Here is a 14,543-nt window from a genome sequence, read left to right on the forward strand (position 1 = left end):
TACTTCTAAGACTAAATATTTCAAAACGTATATGTTATCTTCAAGTAATTCACGACAAGCAACGTGGGTTGCCATAGGGCAATTTTCCGCTTTTGCGATAGGTGTAATAAGTCCAATGATCCTTAGTCGCTATTTTACAAAAGTCGACTATGGCACTTATAAGCAGGTAATGTATGTGTATAATACCATGTTAATCGTATTTACATTCGGATTACCAAAGGCTTATTCCTACTTCATTCCTCGTGTTCATATTTTGCAATCCAAAGATGTAATAAACAAGATATCTCGGATTTTTGTCATTCTCGGGCTTATTTTTTCATTATTACTTTTTTTCGGTGCATCATTAATCTCTAATGTTTTGAATAATCCGGACATAGAAGATGCTGTAAGGTGGTTTTCTCCAACACCTTTGTTTCTTCTGCCCGTAATGGGACTTGAGGGTATTTTGGTATCTTATAAGAAAGCCAAACACATAGCATTATTTACGTTCGTCACACGATTATTAACTTTATTGTGTACTATAGTTCCTGTTATCTTGTTTGATGGTACATATATACATTCGATAATTGGTTTTGATATAGCCTCTTTGGTTACTTGCGCTTTATCATACTATTTAAAGTATTTGCCAACCAGAGGCTTGTCTCACGAAAGAACAGAGGTATCATACAAGGAGATTTTTTCATTCTCGCTACCCTTGTTGTTTGCATCATTATGGATTATGCTATTTCAATCTACTAACCAGTTTTTCGTTAGTAGATATTATGGCAATGAGGTCTTTGCTGAGTTCTCTAATGGATTCATGGATTTGCCCATTATCCCCATGGTTATCAATTCCGTAGCAACTGTTATCGCTCCTATATTTGCAGGTTTAGCAGTCAATAATAAAGGTGAGATAGGCCCTATATGGAATAGTGCTTTGAGTAAGACTGTAAAGATAATATACCCTATTTCAATGTATTGCATTTTATTTTCGGGTATAGTTATGACTTGCCTTTATGGTAGACAATATGCTGATTCGGGCGTTTTTTTTTCAATAAAAAGTATAGAAGGTTTCTTTTCTGTTATCCCATTTTATCCTATTTTGATGGCAATGGGTAAAACCCGTGAGTATTCACGAGTTCACATGATTTTTGCTGTTGTTCTTATACCTATTGATTATATCCTTGTGCATTTTAGCGCACCAGTTTATTCTATTGGTATTGCTTATGTGTTTTGTTCTTTGTGTAAAGTTTTTTTTCAATTTAAAACTGTCGGTAGAAGTCTAGATTATTCTATCTCGCAGCTTATTCCGATAAAGGAAATCCTAAAGATATTGTTTATATCATTCTTGTCGACGTTAATTCCTTTTGCGCTTCTACATGTGATTGCAGGTGTAAATGAGTGGATTTTACTTTTGATAACTGGTTCGTTATTCTTTTTAGGATATTATGTTCTATGTTGGATGACCAACTTAACCTACAGAGATGTAATCCTTCTAAACGAAAAACTCAAACCGATTCTTAAATTCATTCCATAGTAATAACTTATCATATAGATATCTTATGAAGTTAATGTTTGTTATAGGCTCCCTTCAAGGTGGTGGAGCTGAACATGTGCTCACTACGGTATGCAACAATCTTGCAGAGCGTGGACACGAGGTGATTTTAGTATATAATTTCAATTGGAAAGCTTATTCTGTAAGCGATAAAGTCAGACAGATTGATACTAATACTTTTGAACATGACACTGCTGAGGGCTGCTTATTAAAACGCTATTACAATAAATTTGTTAATCGCTTCAGAGGCTATTCTTTTTTTTGCAGATTTATCAAGGAAGAGAAGCCGGCTGCTGTTACCTGCTTTTTACAGAATTGGACTTGGCAGTTAGCATTTATTTGTAAAGGTCGCGTCCCCCTTGTATATTCTGAGAGAAACACGTTTGATTGGAAGTATAATAACTTAACAGACAAACTATGCAAAAAGATATGGTATCACTTTGGAGACGCTGTGACCGTAATGACCTATTATGACAAGGCATACCTAAGAAACCGATACAAGAATGTATTTGTTATGCATAATCCTCTCAGTTATACTCCTCTCAGTAAAGAAGAGTATATACAGTCATTTCCGCTGAGAAAGAATATATTGGCTTGTGGGCGATTAGTACCCAATAAGGGATTTGATAAATTGATTACAGCATTCTCTGCAATAGCTGGTGAATTTCCAGAGTGGGATGTCAATATAGCAGGTCAGGATATGCAACATAGCAATTATTCTACTGTACTTAAAGATCTTGTACATTCTCACGGATTGGATCGCAGAATCCATTTTATTGGATTTCATAAAGATATGGATAATTTAATGAAACAACATTCTGTTTTTTGTCTTTGCTCACAGCATGAGGGTTTTCCGAACGTACTTTCAGAGGCTCTTTCGATGGGCATGGCTGCAGTCAGTTTTGATGTTATAACGGGACCTCGTGAGATTATTATTGATGGATTGGACGGCATCATTGTGGAAAATCAAAATGTAGATGCTTTGAAAGAAGGACTTAGAAAAGTATTAGCAGATTCTGAATTAAGAAAAAACTTAGGATTGAAGGCAATTGAAGACATTCAGCGTTTTCGACCTTCTGACATAATAGATAAGTGGGAAGCTATGTATAAATCACTTGTTAAAAAATATCACAAATAATTATATATTTTTATGACGCTCAGAAATTATAAGAATAATAAGACTCTGGAGACCTGTTTGACTGTCGCGATATGTATGTATCTCATAGAATACGTTGCACAAGAAGTTCAAAATTGGTCTATGCCCCATCTTTTTGAGCAATTTGACTTATTGTTGGCTGTTATTTTTTCGTTTTGGTATATGATAAAATACCGAAAAGATAATATATTATGTTTTGAACTCATGTTCCTTCCTGTTTTTTTGTTAGGAATATTTTATTCTGACATAGTATTAGCTGCTATGAATTATAGTGCTGAGGGTATAGGGGGGGCTTTTAATAATGCGATTAAGCAAACTAATGTATTAACAAAATCTCGAGTGATTCAAATGTTGGCTTTATGCGTATTCTTGCTCGGTTGTGTAAAAGGGAATGTTTTTAAATCAAATGAAAATATTAAATGGAAAATAGAAGGTAAATATGAGACGATCAATTACAAGGCCGTTATTCATTTCTTGGCTGTTTTGTTGCTTCTTGAAATTATACTTAACTATCTGAATGGAAACTTCTCTACCTGGTTCTCATACGGTCAAGGTCTATCTGACTCGGAAAGAAGTAAAGGTCTTGGTCGAATAGACTTTCTATGCCTTATTTCTACTATAGTTGAGTTTGTTCGACTTGGACTAGGTCAAGTTCTGTCTTTTAAAGATTTTCTTCATAAAGTCAATAAAATATATCTATTTGAGATACTTCTTGTCTCTTCTATGTTGCTACTTTCCGGAAACCGTAATGAAATGCTTCTTGTGTTTTTGCCATTTATCATTTCGTATCATGTATTTGTACGTCACATTCCAAATAAGAACATATTGTTAGGATTAGCGGTTGGAGTCATGTTTATGATATACTCCGGTCTTACTAGACAAGGCAATGCCGTTTCCTATGCAGACTTGGATGTTTATACAATGTCGAGGGACTATAGTTTAGTTGGTATAAATTGTGATTACTTAGTAAAATATACAGATGCAAAAGGACCGCATCTTTTTGCTAGTCTTCCAGCTTCTTTATTAGGTGCGATCCCTTATATAGGTCCATTGATTTTCAATACTCTGAATTTAGACTTAGCAATGCAATCTACATATATCACAACGGAAGGACTTGCCACGTGGCAAGGGACAGGTCTAGGTACATCTATTGTTGGAGACTTGTATTATAATGCTAAATTGCCTTTTGTCATTCTTTTTATGGCGGTCTTCGGCTATTTTATATCTAGGATGCATGTAAGATTTCAGTTTGAACGAAGATTCTCATTGTTGTATTATCTCACTTACCTTTATATGACATCTAATGCAGTATACTTTGTCCGCCAGCAATGGGATTTTCCTGTTTCGAGAATCTTGTATGACTATATTATATTAATTATTATTTTTTTTTTCTTTAATAAACATAAATCGTATTCGTAACCATGTTCAATTTCATAAAATATATCCGTTCCTTTATCGAGAAGAAATTTACTACACCTTATAATTATGCTAAAAAAATTGGAGTTAATATCGGAGTAGATTGTTTCGTACCAGATATTGATTGTTGGTCTTCCGAACCATATTTAATTACCGTAGGAAACCACTGCCAGATTACTTCTGGTGTCCGAATTTTTACTCATGGGGGGGGCAGGTCGTCCGCAAAAAAATTCCTAATTTTGACGTGTTTGGAAAGGTGAAAATAGGCGATTGGTGCTACATTGGCAATAATGCTCTAATTATGCCTGGAGTTACCATTGGTGACAATGTTCTGGTCTCTTCTGGATCTGTTGTTACCAAAAGTATTCCTTCTAATATGGTTGTGGCAGGTAATCCAGCTCGGATTATTTGTTCTATAGATGATTATATAGCGAGAAATACTCAATATAATCTTGGTACAAAAGGTTTATTACACAAAGAGAAGGAGCAAGTTCTTCGAGGTTTGAGTGATGAAAGATTTATTAAAAAACAGCAAATGTTTTATGAATAAAATAAGTATTATTACAGGAAGTGAACTCAGACAAGTCCAGGGAGTTAACTATTTTATAAAGTCTTTTATTGAATGCAATAAGTCCTTTAAGGATATCTATGTTACTAAGGTTTACTCCTCTATGCAGGTCTTGAATATTGACAATGGAGACCAAATGCCGATAGGTGAAGATCAGGGAACTGCAAACTATGCTGTAAGAACGAGAGTTCGTACTATCCTTAGGAAAATATTGACATTGAGGTTTTATCCGTTTGCATTACTTCGGTATGAATTTAACTTCTATTACAATTCTTCAAAATCGGTAAAGAAGTATTTTGATGATAATGCTTCTACCGATTATATTCTATTTCAAGAACTAGGTTGTGCATATTATTATTTCAGGTACTTAAATCGTAGCAGTAGACTCATTCTACCTAAAACTGCACTTGTTATACATACTGAAGATGATAGTGGCAGTATGTTGATGAATACATTTAAAGGCTTTGGACGAAGAGATATGCAACGTCGTTTCGATAAAAGGAGAGACTTTGTTTATTCAAGAATAGATAAAGTTATTTATATTTCTCGAAAGGCTTACAATAATAGTATACTACCTGTCGAAAAACGCGGTTTCGTCTATAATGGATCTCCCGACATTCCGTATTCATTCGTTCATCCTGAATTTGACGTAAAGAAAATGCGGTTTGTTTGTGTAGGGTCTTTTGTTGGACGTAAGGGACAGGATAAAATTCTTGAAGCTATGAAGATTATGGATAGCGACCATTTGAAAAAGATGCATGTTACATTCGTAGGAGATGGTCCTGAACTTGACAATGTCAAAAAACAGGCAGATACTTACAGGCTGACAGAGTATGTAACATTCATGGGGCAACGGAATGATGTCGCAGAAATCTTGAAAAATATGGATGTTTTTATTATGCCAAGTATGGTAGAAGGTCTTCCCATGAGCGTAATAGAGGCGATGCGTGCAGGATTGTTTTTAATTCTGACGGATACAGGAGGTAACATAGAACTTTGTGATAAGAATTGTGGATATGTCTGTACTAGAGAGACTCAGGATATTTTAGAAAAGATGTGTCGAGTTATCGATGGTGCCGTAATATCTGTAGAACAAAAAATACATTCAAGAGAACGATTCGTGAAGGAATTTTCGTTAGAAAGTATGGCATGCGGATATGAGAATGTTTTAACAAATATATAAATATGGCTCACTATACATTGAAAGAACAGCGCGATACCTATATGATAACGGTGATGAATGATTGTGTACTTAATGCATATCCTAATGGTAAAAAAGTATCTTTTGATCAGATGGCTGGGGGAAAGAAGGCTTTCAAGAAACTGTGGGAGAATATATTTATACGCATTTGCTTTAATATCGCTTTGCCTTTAATAATGTTGTTGGTAGATATCTATCTTCCATTGAAGTTCAGTGTGGCGATATTTTTTAGAAAAAAAAATCAAGTCCAATCGAATCGATATTTTATCGGGCACGAGCGATTACTTTATACAATAACTAAACGCATCGGTCTACAGCAGGATGGTGATGTATGGCTTCGTTTATTGGATAGCAACTATGAATTGCCAGAGAAAAAGACGGTTGCCGAGTTGTTAGATTTTGTCACATTTGGTGATGTAATGAAGTGTGCACTTCAATCAGTACTACTACACATAAAGGTCATTCGAGAATATGGTTATAACATGTATTTCCTTTCCTACAAGGCTTTTGAATGGTGTATGGCTGATTATGCTATTAGACATATCCCAGAGGATGCAGAACTTGTTTTTAGTTTTATCTGTGATCGCTATTCTGTTATGATAGATAAGTCGCCTCATAAAAATAAATCACTGATCCAACATGGCACGATGCATTTCAAAAACAAAAGCCTTGAAATTCCGTATTTGGTGTTCGAAGAGGATAAAGGATTTTATATTTGGACTTCATTGTATAAATGTTCTCCTTCTAAAGTATATTGTTATACCGAAACTGATGAGTGGGCGCTCTCAAATTCTGTAATTGCTAATAATCCGCAGTACATACATATTGGTTATGGTTTTAAACCTTCTTTTGCCCCTAGTAAGAAGTCAGTATTGATAGTGTCAAATTTCTATATATTTGCCCCAAAGGAGGAACAAATATTAATCCAATTACAAGACCTTGATGTTGAAATTTATTTAAAGAATCATCCCTCTCATGCTGATTCTTTGTATGACGATATGAGATCTAAATATAATTTTACGTTTATAGCTGGGTATTCAACTAGCTATCCTGCAGTTGATATACTGATAAGTTACGACAGCACATTGGCTTGTGAATATGCAAGTATTGGCACCAAGGTATTATACTATGGACATTTTGATATTGCTAATGTGAGAAATGTTGTAAAAGGTATTCTTGAGGTTGATCATGACTTCAGGTCCTGATTTATAATGAGTGTATTTACATTAGCGCCCTTTTTTTACAAGTTTTTTTGCTGTCTTTTGATAGCGTCATTGTTATTTGTATATAGAAAGTGATATTTTATCTGTCTGATTCTGTTGGTTAGTGCTGCAATTATCAACTGCCACTCTAAGATTATTGCATTATTTATACTATTGATTAATCATAAAGGGTGTATTGTTACAGCTATGTGTAGTTAATACTCATTTAGGAAGAGCCCCAGATATTCATAAATTACAATCTGTAGTTAATCTTGTAAAAAGAAATAATCCAGAAGTGGTGTGCTTAATAGAATTCTACATTAACGCAACAACAATAAAGCTAATGGATGATTATCCCTATATGATGATAATTCAGGATTGTAGAGGATATTTTTTTCTCAAAATATCCCATTAACAAATGCTCTCTATTGGATACGGTTAATAATTCTTTCACTAGTTTAAGGGCGGATGTTTTGATAAATGCCGAACCATTATATTTTTCAGATGTTATTTAGCCAACAATTACTATAGCAAAAGTTAAATACATCTTACACAAAATGATGTAAATACAGGTAGCGATTATTATAGAATACCTCAAAAACTACATTCTTGTTTCACATATTAAGAGAAAACAAGCTAAGATAATTTGTGATGAATTGACTACTTACTACTCTACTGTCGTTCTGTGCGACTTTACCGACATATCAGGCTCTCTTTCATTAGTATATTGCTAGAAGGAAGTTTTTACGGATGCGTGTATGGAAAAAGATTTGGGTTATGGTCCAACAATTTGTCAATCGGATTTGCGCATACCCTAGAAGGCTTTGGATGTTTTCAAAAACGAGGTCGTCCGGTAGCCCCACTGCTCATGGACGATACCGAGAAGTTTTGTGCATGCTACCTAATCAAATTTGTGTATAAGGACGAGAAGACGCTTAAAATGAATTACTTCAGCGGCTAGGACCTCGATTGGATCGGAGAAACCTTGATTATAGAGGCAGTAGCTGGATTCTATATAAATCCTGAGTTGGAAAAGAACCAAGTGTATCTTGCATGCGTTTTGGCAAAGACGATAGAGCAATATAATTCTTTGAAACCTACTGAAACTCTTTCAAATGACTTGCAATAGCATTGAGATAATATGTACAAAAATTTCTTTAAAAGACTGATTGATACTACCTTGGCCATTTCTGGTCTGGTGGTTTTCTGCATTCCGATGATCATCATCGCTATCTGTATCAAGTGTGATTCGAAGGGTCCTGTGTTTTTCAAGCAAAAGCGCATGGGTAAGGCCTATAATCCTATCTTGGTGTATAAATTCCGTACAATGTGTGACCATGCTTACGAGGTTGGTGGTATTGCTACCAGCGCAAGCGACAGCCGTATCACAAAGGTGGGTGTTTTCCTTCGTCGTACAAGTCTGGATGAGTTGCCGCAGATGTTCAATATCATCAACGGCACGATGGCTATCATCGGTCCTCGCCCGATTTTGGATTGGGAGTTTGAGGAATATCGCGACAAGGATCCTCGTTACATCAAACGCTATGACGTGAAAGCAGGTATGTTCTGTACGGTGGACGTGGTGGATCGCTCGGCTTTGCGCGACCAGCAGTTCACGATGGATGCCGACTACGCCGAGAGCGTGAGCTTCGGTCTGGATTTAAAGACATTCTTTGGTATCATCGCGCCTGTGCTGACGGGTAAGGGCGTATATAAGGACGAGAACAAAAAATTCAATAAGTCACAAAATAAATCATAACAGATATGAATAATCAATATAACGGCCATTTGTGCATCGTGTTTGCACTTGAGCATTACAATCCGCTGAATATGATTCGTGCCTTAGGCGAGAACGGTGTTAATCCTGTTTACATCTCGGTGAAGAGACGCTACGAGGTAGCGACGAAGAGTAAGTACATCTCGGAACTGCATCGTTTTGACTCGGTTGAGGATGGTTTCAAGTGGCTGTTGGAGACCTACGGTCATTTGGCTGAGGAGACCGGCAAGAAGCCTTACATAGTGTTCTCAGACGACAAGTCGGTGGGCTACTTTGACCTGCGCTATGATGAGTGGAAAGACAAGTTCATCACTTACAATGCCGGTCGTACGGGTCGCATCAACGAGTTTATGGACAAGTATGAGATTCAGCAATGCGCCAAGAGGCACGGATTCAACGTGCTGGACAGTTATGTGATCAGCAAGAATGATGCTTTGCCTGAGAACCTGTGGTATCCAATCATCACCAAGGATATTTCGCCTAACTCGGGTAGTTGGAAGGCTGACGTGTATATCTGCCAGAACGAGCAGGAACTGAAGGACGCCATCGTAAAGATTGAGAGTCCGCTGATTATGATTCAGCACTTTGTGGACAAGCAAAATGAGATGGCGCTGGAAGGTTACTGCATCAACAGGGGTAAAGACATGCAGATTGTGACCGAGATGAAGTGGAAGTACCTCATTCAGGGCTACTATAGCCCTTATCACGACGTGAAGATGTTTGAGGACAAGGAGATGGAGGCCAAGCTGCAGGCTATGTTCGAGGAGATTGGTTTCGAGGGCGTGTTTGAAGTGGAATTCCTCATCGACAATGACGGTACCTACTACTTCATGGAGACAAATTTCCGTGCTTCAGCTTGGAACCCAACGGGTAAGTTTGCCGGTATGCCTTTGCCATACCTTTGGATCAAGGGCATGGAGAACGGCTTTATTGATCCTGCCGACCGCAAGGAGTTTGAACCTTTCACCAGCATGAGTGAGATGATTGATTACGCCAAGCGTGTAGAGGGTGGCATGTGCTCGATTGCCGAGTGGTTGCGCGACTTCAAGGATGCCAAGTGCGTGTACATCTATGATAAGGAGGACCCCGGACCTTGGGATGAAGTGATTAAAAACTGGGAGAATTTCAAATAATATGGAAAAACTATTGTTTACCGGTGGAACGGGTTTTCTTGGCCGAAATATCAAGTCTCTACTTGACAAGACGTATGGAGTGACCACTATCGGCATCATGGATGCGGATATGATTAAAGCTAATTTTGTTAGCGGAGTACCTGAATTGCCAGAGTATTATGATGTGGTACTTCATGCAGCAGGCAAGGCTCATATTTATCCAAAGACTGAGGCTGAGCGTCAGGCATTCTATGATGTAAATCTGATTGGAACTATTCATTTGTGTGATGCGTTGGAGAAAGTAGGTGTACCTAAGGCGTTCATCTTTATATCTACGCTTAATGTGTATGGTGATGAACCTGGCAACATGAATACAGAAGATGATCGTCTACTGGTTGGTTCTTCGCCTTATGCAGACAGTAAGATCAAGGCAGAGAAATATTTGACAGAATGGTGTGCTAAGAATGGTGTGATATTGGGTATCCTTCGTCCTTCTCTACTTGCAGGTAAGGGTGCTCCAGGTAATCTGGGTGCAATGATCAATGGCATTAAGACGGGGGCATATCTGAGTATTGCAGGTGGCAAGGCAAAGAAGAGTGTGCTGATGGTAGATGATATTGCTCACCTTGTACCTCTCGTTGCCAATAAGGGTGGTGTATATAATGTGTGCGATGATCACAACCCATCGTTTGGCGAACTGGAGGCTACTATCGCCAAGCAGTTAGGCAAGCGCAAACCTGTTTCAATTCCTTACTGGATGGCAAAGTGTTTGGCATTAATTGGAGATGTGTTCTCGTTCTGGCCAATCAACTCTTCCCGTCTGGAGAAGATTGTGATCTCAGATACTTGGAGCAACGAAAAGGCAAAGCGCGAATTGGGTTGGCAACCTATGGATGTATTGGAGAATTATAAGATATGAAATCAACACTTTGGATAATATCTGAGTTATTTCCTCCGGAGGAAACCTCGACGGGTTACATCATGGGCGTGATAGCCAATTCCATGGTAACCAAATATCAGGTAAAGGTGATTTGCGGTCCTGAGGTGTACGATAAGAATAAGAAAGCGGATGCCAATAGTAAGTTCCGCTTGGATAGTTCGATTGAGGTTACTCATGTAAAGGTCGTTACTGAGGATAAGAGTAGCAAACTGAGTCGCATCAAAAAGTTCCTCTTGATGAGTTGGCGCCTATGCAAGGAGGCAAAGAAGAACATCAAAAAGGGCGATCATGTGCTGATGGTGACTAATCCTTTCCCTCTGATTACGATGATGGGGCATTTGAAGAGTCACCGCGATTTCACTTTGAGCGTGCTGGTTCACGACATTATGCCAGAGAGCCTTTATACGGATATGCACATCCCTGGAGCAGTTTACCCTATGGTGGAGAGTGTGTTCAACAAAGCTTATTCTTCGACCGATTTGCTCATTTCTATTGGTCGTGATATGAGTGAGATTTTGGAGCGCAAGTGTAAGAGATTTAAGCATCAGCCTAGGATTGAGGTAATCGAGAATTGGGCAGATGTAATCAATATCATACCCAAGGATCGTGAAGCAGGAAACAAGGTTGTGATACAGTATGCTGGTAATATTGGTAATGCACAGGGCGTTGGCGAGTTTGTTGACGTGCTGCACGATGCCGGATGTGAGAACATAGAGTTCAGCATCTGGGGTACCGGTGGTGGAGAAACTGGTGTAAAGGAGAAGGTGGCTGAGTATGGTATGCAAAATCTTGTTACTTTTAATGGCCCATATTTCCGCAGTCAACAGAATGATGTGCTGAACGATTGCGATATGGCATTGGTGCGACTGGTGGAGGGTATGTATGGTTTGGGCGTTCCTTCTAAATCGTATAATATACTAGCAGCCGGTAAACCTATTCTGTATATCGGTGAAAAGGGTACAGAGATTTGGCGCATGTTAGATGAGAACGGCAATGGCGTCTGCTTTGAACCGAATGATACTGATGGTCTGAGGAAATATCTGCAAGCATTGGATGTGAACTCTATAGCTAAATTGAAGGAGATGGGACAAATCTCCAGAAGGCTGGCTGAGGAGAAATATTCGGAGGAGATTATTCTGAAGAAGTTTGTGGTACTTGTGTAGCGAATTATTTTAAAGCATTGAATAAAAGTCAAGAAATAATATTGGGGCTTCTGAGGATGGCTTTGGGTCACTCGCAGAAGATTTCCATAGTTGATTGCGTAATTGGCAGGAAGTGATGGACATCGCTGCTTTACAAGGAGTGCTGGGTGTATGCTTTGATGCCTTTGCCCTTCGACGTGCTCAGACCACAGCTATCTGTTGACTTACGTCCAGACATGAAGACCTTAATTGATTGGTAGGGATAAGTGTCGTACATGGAGGAATTGTATGAGCAACACAAGATTGCAATATATGACCTTGCTTCGTTCTGCAATCATTATAGAGGTTCGCATGTTGTTGCTGAAAGATTATGGCCTCTCAAGGTATTATCCTAAGCATCGTCCGATGGGTGATGTGGATGTATATCTGTTTGACCTCCGGGAATATGCCGATCAGCTGGTGCATGACAGGTTGGCTATAGAGGTGGACAAAGATCATCATCACTTGGTGTTTACGTTCCATACTTCTCTTCGACAAAACTCAGGGCATGCTCACTTCAGTAGCGGAGTTTACTGTGGAAACCCACTATGATTTCATTAATACAAAGGATCACAAATCAAGTAGCTACTTCGAATCCCGTTTCAAACAACTTGCTTGTGAGGGGAAGAGCGCGCTGATGTTGAGATGGAGAATCTCTATTATATTATGTGCAAACTTGAATGCACTGTTCTTGCTGAAACACATGGCCTTGCATTTTCTCTTTGACCGAGATAACCCTTCGACAATTGTTAGATTGGTTGTTGTTTGTTAAGGATACTTGGTCAAGCACAGCATCCGGTCAGAGTATAGATTGGGCGGAACTATACAAATTCTTGCGCGAGCAGAACCTGGATAGGTTTACCAATGAGTTGAACGCTATCGGTGTAGACTATCTTGGCTTTGACTGCTGAGGTTTCAACCTATAAAAAACTAGTTACTAGGTTTTTGAATGATATCTTATCGCCCGAATTCAACCAAAAGGAGGATGGTACATTATTGAGTGGACTATGGTAAGACCTCGTAGGTTCTGGGATGCCTACTGGAAACACAAGCTCTGCTATGTAAATAGCGTCTTCTCCGGTTTCTGCTTCTCGCTCTATACCAAGCTATTCAGACCCAGTCACTTTAAGATGTAATGGATGGAGGAGTTATATCCTTTTTTGCAGAAGGATATAATTGATGAGGTAATGGTTGGTTTGTTTTTGGTACTTTGTATCGTTGTGGTTTTGTCTTTGTGAAGAATACTGCTTTGATGAGACGGTTGATGTGTGGTGCTATGTTGTTAGATTATATAGCAATAGTGCTGGCATCAACGATTTTCGTATGTTATGTATTTGAGGAGAGTTGATATATACTGGAACCGTTCTATAGATATAGTTCTGACGAGTACCATGTTCCAATGTGCACTAAATGTGGCATTGGACTATCGAAATTGCTCCTAAAACGAGACATCTGCAAGGCGGATGATGTGATACATAATACCCTTGGGTGCCTGATAGGCTATAGGCTGTATAGAATGATAATGTTTGGATTTATATAATAAAACGTAATTGAACATGAAATATCTTTTAGTTGTAGCGCACCCCGATGACGAGACGCTCGGAGCTGGCGCAAGTATGTATAAGTGGTCACACAATGGTGATACGGTTGACGTTTGCATCATGTGTACTGAAGCAAAGGCCCGTGCCTTCCGTCCTGAAGATAATGAGCTGGAAGATGATACCAATGCGTCAAACAAGTTTCTGGGTGTGAACAAGATTTATGAGGGGACATTTCCCAACATCGAGATGAATACGGTGCCTCATTTGAAGCTGGTACAGTTTATTGAATCGGCCATCAAGGAGAGTGAGCCTGATATTATCATTACGCATCATCCTGCGGACACGAACAACGATCACTTGCAAACTTCGATGGCTTGTCAGGAGGCTGCACGTCTGTTCCAACGTCGCCCGGAAGTGAAGCGTGTGAAGGAGGTTTGGTATATGGAGGTTCCTTCATGTACGGAATGGAAGATTAACAACGCAATGGTGACTTTTAATCCTAACTGCTATGTAGAGGTAGGCAAAGAGGGTGTTGATGCCAAGATAAAGGCTCTGTCAATGTACCGTGGCGTAATGCGTCCGTATCCTCATCCTCGTAGTGCAGAATATATAACAGGTTTAGCTGTTATGCGTGGTGGTCAGTGGGGACAGATGTATTCTGAGGCATTTGAAGTTGTACTTAGGGCTTACTAAATATAAATAAAGACCCGTTGGCGGAATTAAATTAGTGCATATTTAATTTGTCCAATGGGTTTGTTATTAATCTTGTTTATATATTGAAGGATTGTAAGTGCACTAATTTTCCCCGTAATTCTGGTAAACAATCCTTCTGTTTGTTTTGCGTAATTTCTGATTATCATAAATTGATCGCATAATTGTGCAAAAAGCGTTTCAACCCTTTTCCTTGCTTTAGCA

At 38.7% G+C, this 14,543-nt stretch carries 12 protein-coding genes and 1 pseudogene; 12 read left to right on the top strand and 1 reads right to left on the bottom strand.

The genetic code is table 11. The features are described from left to right. Positions 1–31: 31 nt before the first annotated feature. The 12 genes from C511_RS0106275 (at position 32) to C511_RS0106335 (ending at position 14,321) form a co-directional block, all read left to right on the top strand. The gene (locus C511_RS0106275) at positions 32–1,516 is read left to right on the top strand and encodes an oligosaccharide flippase family protein (protein ID WP_211227686.1); all 1,485 of its coding nucleotides are present in this window, start codon (positions 32–34) and stop codon (positions 1,514–1,516) included. 25 nt (positions 1,517–1,541) lie between these two features. Continuing rightward, positions 1,542–2,672 (top strand): glycosyltransferase, encoded by a 1,131-nt coding sequence (locus C511_RS0106280; RefSeq protein ID WP_081698270.1) that lies wholly within the window; start codon positions 1,542–1,544, stop codon positions 2,670–2,672. A gap of 75 nt (positions 2,673–2,747) precedes the next feature. Then, positions 2,748–4,109: an O-antigen polysaccharide polymerase Wzy gene (gene wzy / locus C511_RS0106285; protein WP_161625899.1), complete on the top strand. Its 1,362-nt coding sequence runs from the start codon at positions 2,748–2,750 to the stop codon at positions 4,107–4,109. A gap of 298 nt (positions 4,110–4,407) precedes the next feature. After that, the gene (locus tag C511_RS18180) at positions 4,408–4,656 is read left to right on the top strand and encodes an LbetaH domain-containing protein (protein ID WP_211227687.1); all 249 of its coding nucleotides are present in this window, start codon (positions 4,408–4,410) and stop codon (positions 4,654–4,656) included. After that, complete coding sequence (locus C511_RS0106295) at positions 4,649–5,857, top strand: glycosyltransferase family 4 protein (RefSeq protein WP_027317947.1); 1,209 nt, start codon at positions 4,649–4,651, stop codon at positions 5,855–5,857. The genes C511_RS18180 and C511_RS0106295 overlap by 8 nt, the downstream gene beginning before the upstream one ends. A gap of 2 nt (positions 5,858–5,859) precedes the next feature. Then, a complete protein-coding gene (locus C511_RS0106300; RefSeq protein WP_024997729.1) occupies positions 5,860–7,080 on the top strand; it encodes a hypothetical protein in 1,221 nt (406 codons plus the stop codon). A 1,138-nt stretch (positions 7,081–8,218) separates the two neighbouring features. After that, on the top strand, positions 8,219–8,836 hold the full coding sequence (locus tag C511_RS0106310) for a sugar transferase (protein ID WP_024997731.1): 618 nt from the start codon (positions 8,219–8,221) through the stop codon (positions 8,834–8,836). A 5-nt stretch (positions 8,837–8,841) separates the two neighbouring features. Then, positions 8,842–9,987: a hypothetical protein gene (locus C511_RS0106315; RefSeq protein WP_024997732.1), complete on the top strand. Its 1,146-nt coding sequence runs from the start codon at positions 8,842–8,844 to the stop codon at positions 9,985–9,987. A gap of 1 nt (position 9,988) precedes the next feature. Beyond that, entirely contained in the window at positions 9,989–10,885 is an 897-nt protein-coding gene (locus tag C511_RS0106320) for an NAD-dependent epimerase/dehydratase family protein (protein ID WP_027317948.1), read from the top strand. Beyond that, on the top strand, positions 10,882–12,069 hold the full coding sequence (locus C511_RS0106325) for a glycosyltransferase family 4 protein (RefSeq protein ID WP_027317949.1): 1,188 nt from the start codon (positions 10,882–10,884) through the stop codon (positions 12,067–12,069). The genes C511_RS0106320 and C511_RS0106325 overlap by 4 nt, the downstream gene beginning before the upstream one ends. Before the next feature lie 267 nt (positions 12,070–12,336). Beyond that, positions 12,337–12,639, top strand: coding sequence for a hypothetical protein (locus C511_RS0106330; RefSeq protein ID WP_148297788.1), 303 nt, complete (start codon positions 12,337–12,339; stop codon positions 12,637–12,639). Positions 12,640–13,643: 1,004 nt separating this feature from the next. Beyond that, entirely contained in the window at positions 13,644–14,321 is a 678-nt protein-coding gene (locus C511_RS0106335) for a PIG-L deacetylase family protein (protein WP_024997735.1), read from the top strand. Positions 14,322–14,347: 26 nt separating this feature from the next. Here the strand turns inward: C511_RS0106335 and C511_RS0106340 are convergent. Further along, a pseudogene (locus C511_RS0106340) lies at positions 14,348–14,543 on the bottom strand (IS982 family transposase); the annotation flags it as partial.

The organism is Bacteroides graminisolvens DSM 19988 = JCM 15093 (assembly GCF_000428125.1).
In the GTDB taxonomy this organism is placed as follows: domain Bacteria; phylum Bacteroidota; class Bacteroidia; order Bacteroidales; family Bacteroidaceae; genus Bacteroides; species Bacteroides graminisolvens.

Excerpts from the sequence above, each read along its gene's own strand:
- C511_RS0106280 (WP_081698270.1), top strand. The coding sequence starts at position 1,542 with ATGAAGTTAATGTTTGTTATAGGCTCCCTTCAAGGTGGTGGAGCTGAA.
- C511_RS0106320 (WP_027317948.1), top strand. The coding sequence starts at position 9,989 with ATGGAAAAACTATTGTTTACCGGTGGAACGGGTTTTCTTGGCCGAAAT.
- wzy (WP_161625899.1), top strand. The coding sequence starts at position 2,748 with ATGTATCTCATAGAATACGTTGCACAAGAAGTTCAAAATTGGTCTATG.
- C511_RS0106300 (WP_024997729.1), top strand. The coding sequence starts at position 5,860 with ATGGCTCACTATACATTGAAAGAACAGCGCGATACCTATATGATAACG.
- C511_RS0106275 (WP_211227686.1), top strand. The coding sequence starts at position 32 with ATGTTATCTTCAAGTAATTCACGACAAGCAACGTGGGTTGCCATAGGG.
- C511_RS0106315 (WP_024997732.1), top strand. The coding sequence starts at position 8,842 with ATGAATAATCAATATAACGGCCATTTGTGCATCGTGTTTGCACTTGAG.
- C511_RS0106310 (WP_024997731.1), top strand. The coding sequence starts at position 8,219 with ATGTACAAAAATTTCTTTAAAAGACTGATTGATACTACCTTGGCCATT.
- C511_RS0106330 (WP_148297788.1), top strand. The coding sequence starts at position 12,337 with ATGAGCAACACAAGATTGCAATATATGACCTTGCTTCGTTCTGCAATC.
- C511_RS18180 (WP_211227687.1), top strand. The coding sequence starts at position 4,408 with ATGCCTGGAGTTACCATTGGTGACAATGTTCTGGTCTCTTCTGGATCT.
- C511_RS0106325 (WP_027317949.1), top strand. The coding sequence starts at position 10,882 with ATGAAATCAACACTTTGGATAATATCTGAGTTATTTCCTCCGGAGGAA.
- C511_RS0106335 (WP_024997735.1), top strand. The coding sequence starts at position 13,644 with ATGAAATATCTTTTAGTTGTAGCGCACCCCGATGACGAGACGCTCGGA.
- C511_RS0106295 (WP_027317947.1), top strand. The coding sequence starts at position 4,649 with ATGAATAAAATAAGTATTATTACAGGAAGTGAACTCAGACAAGTCCAG.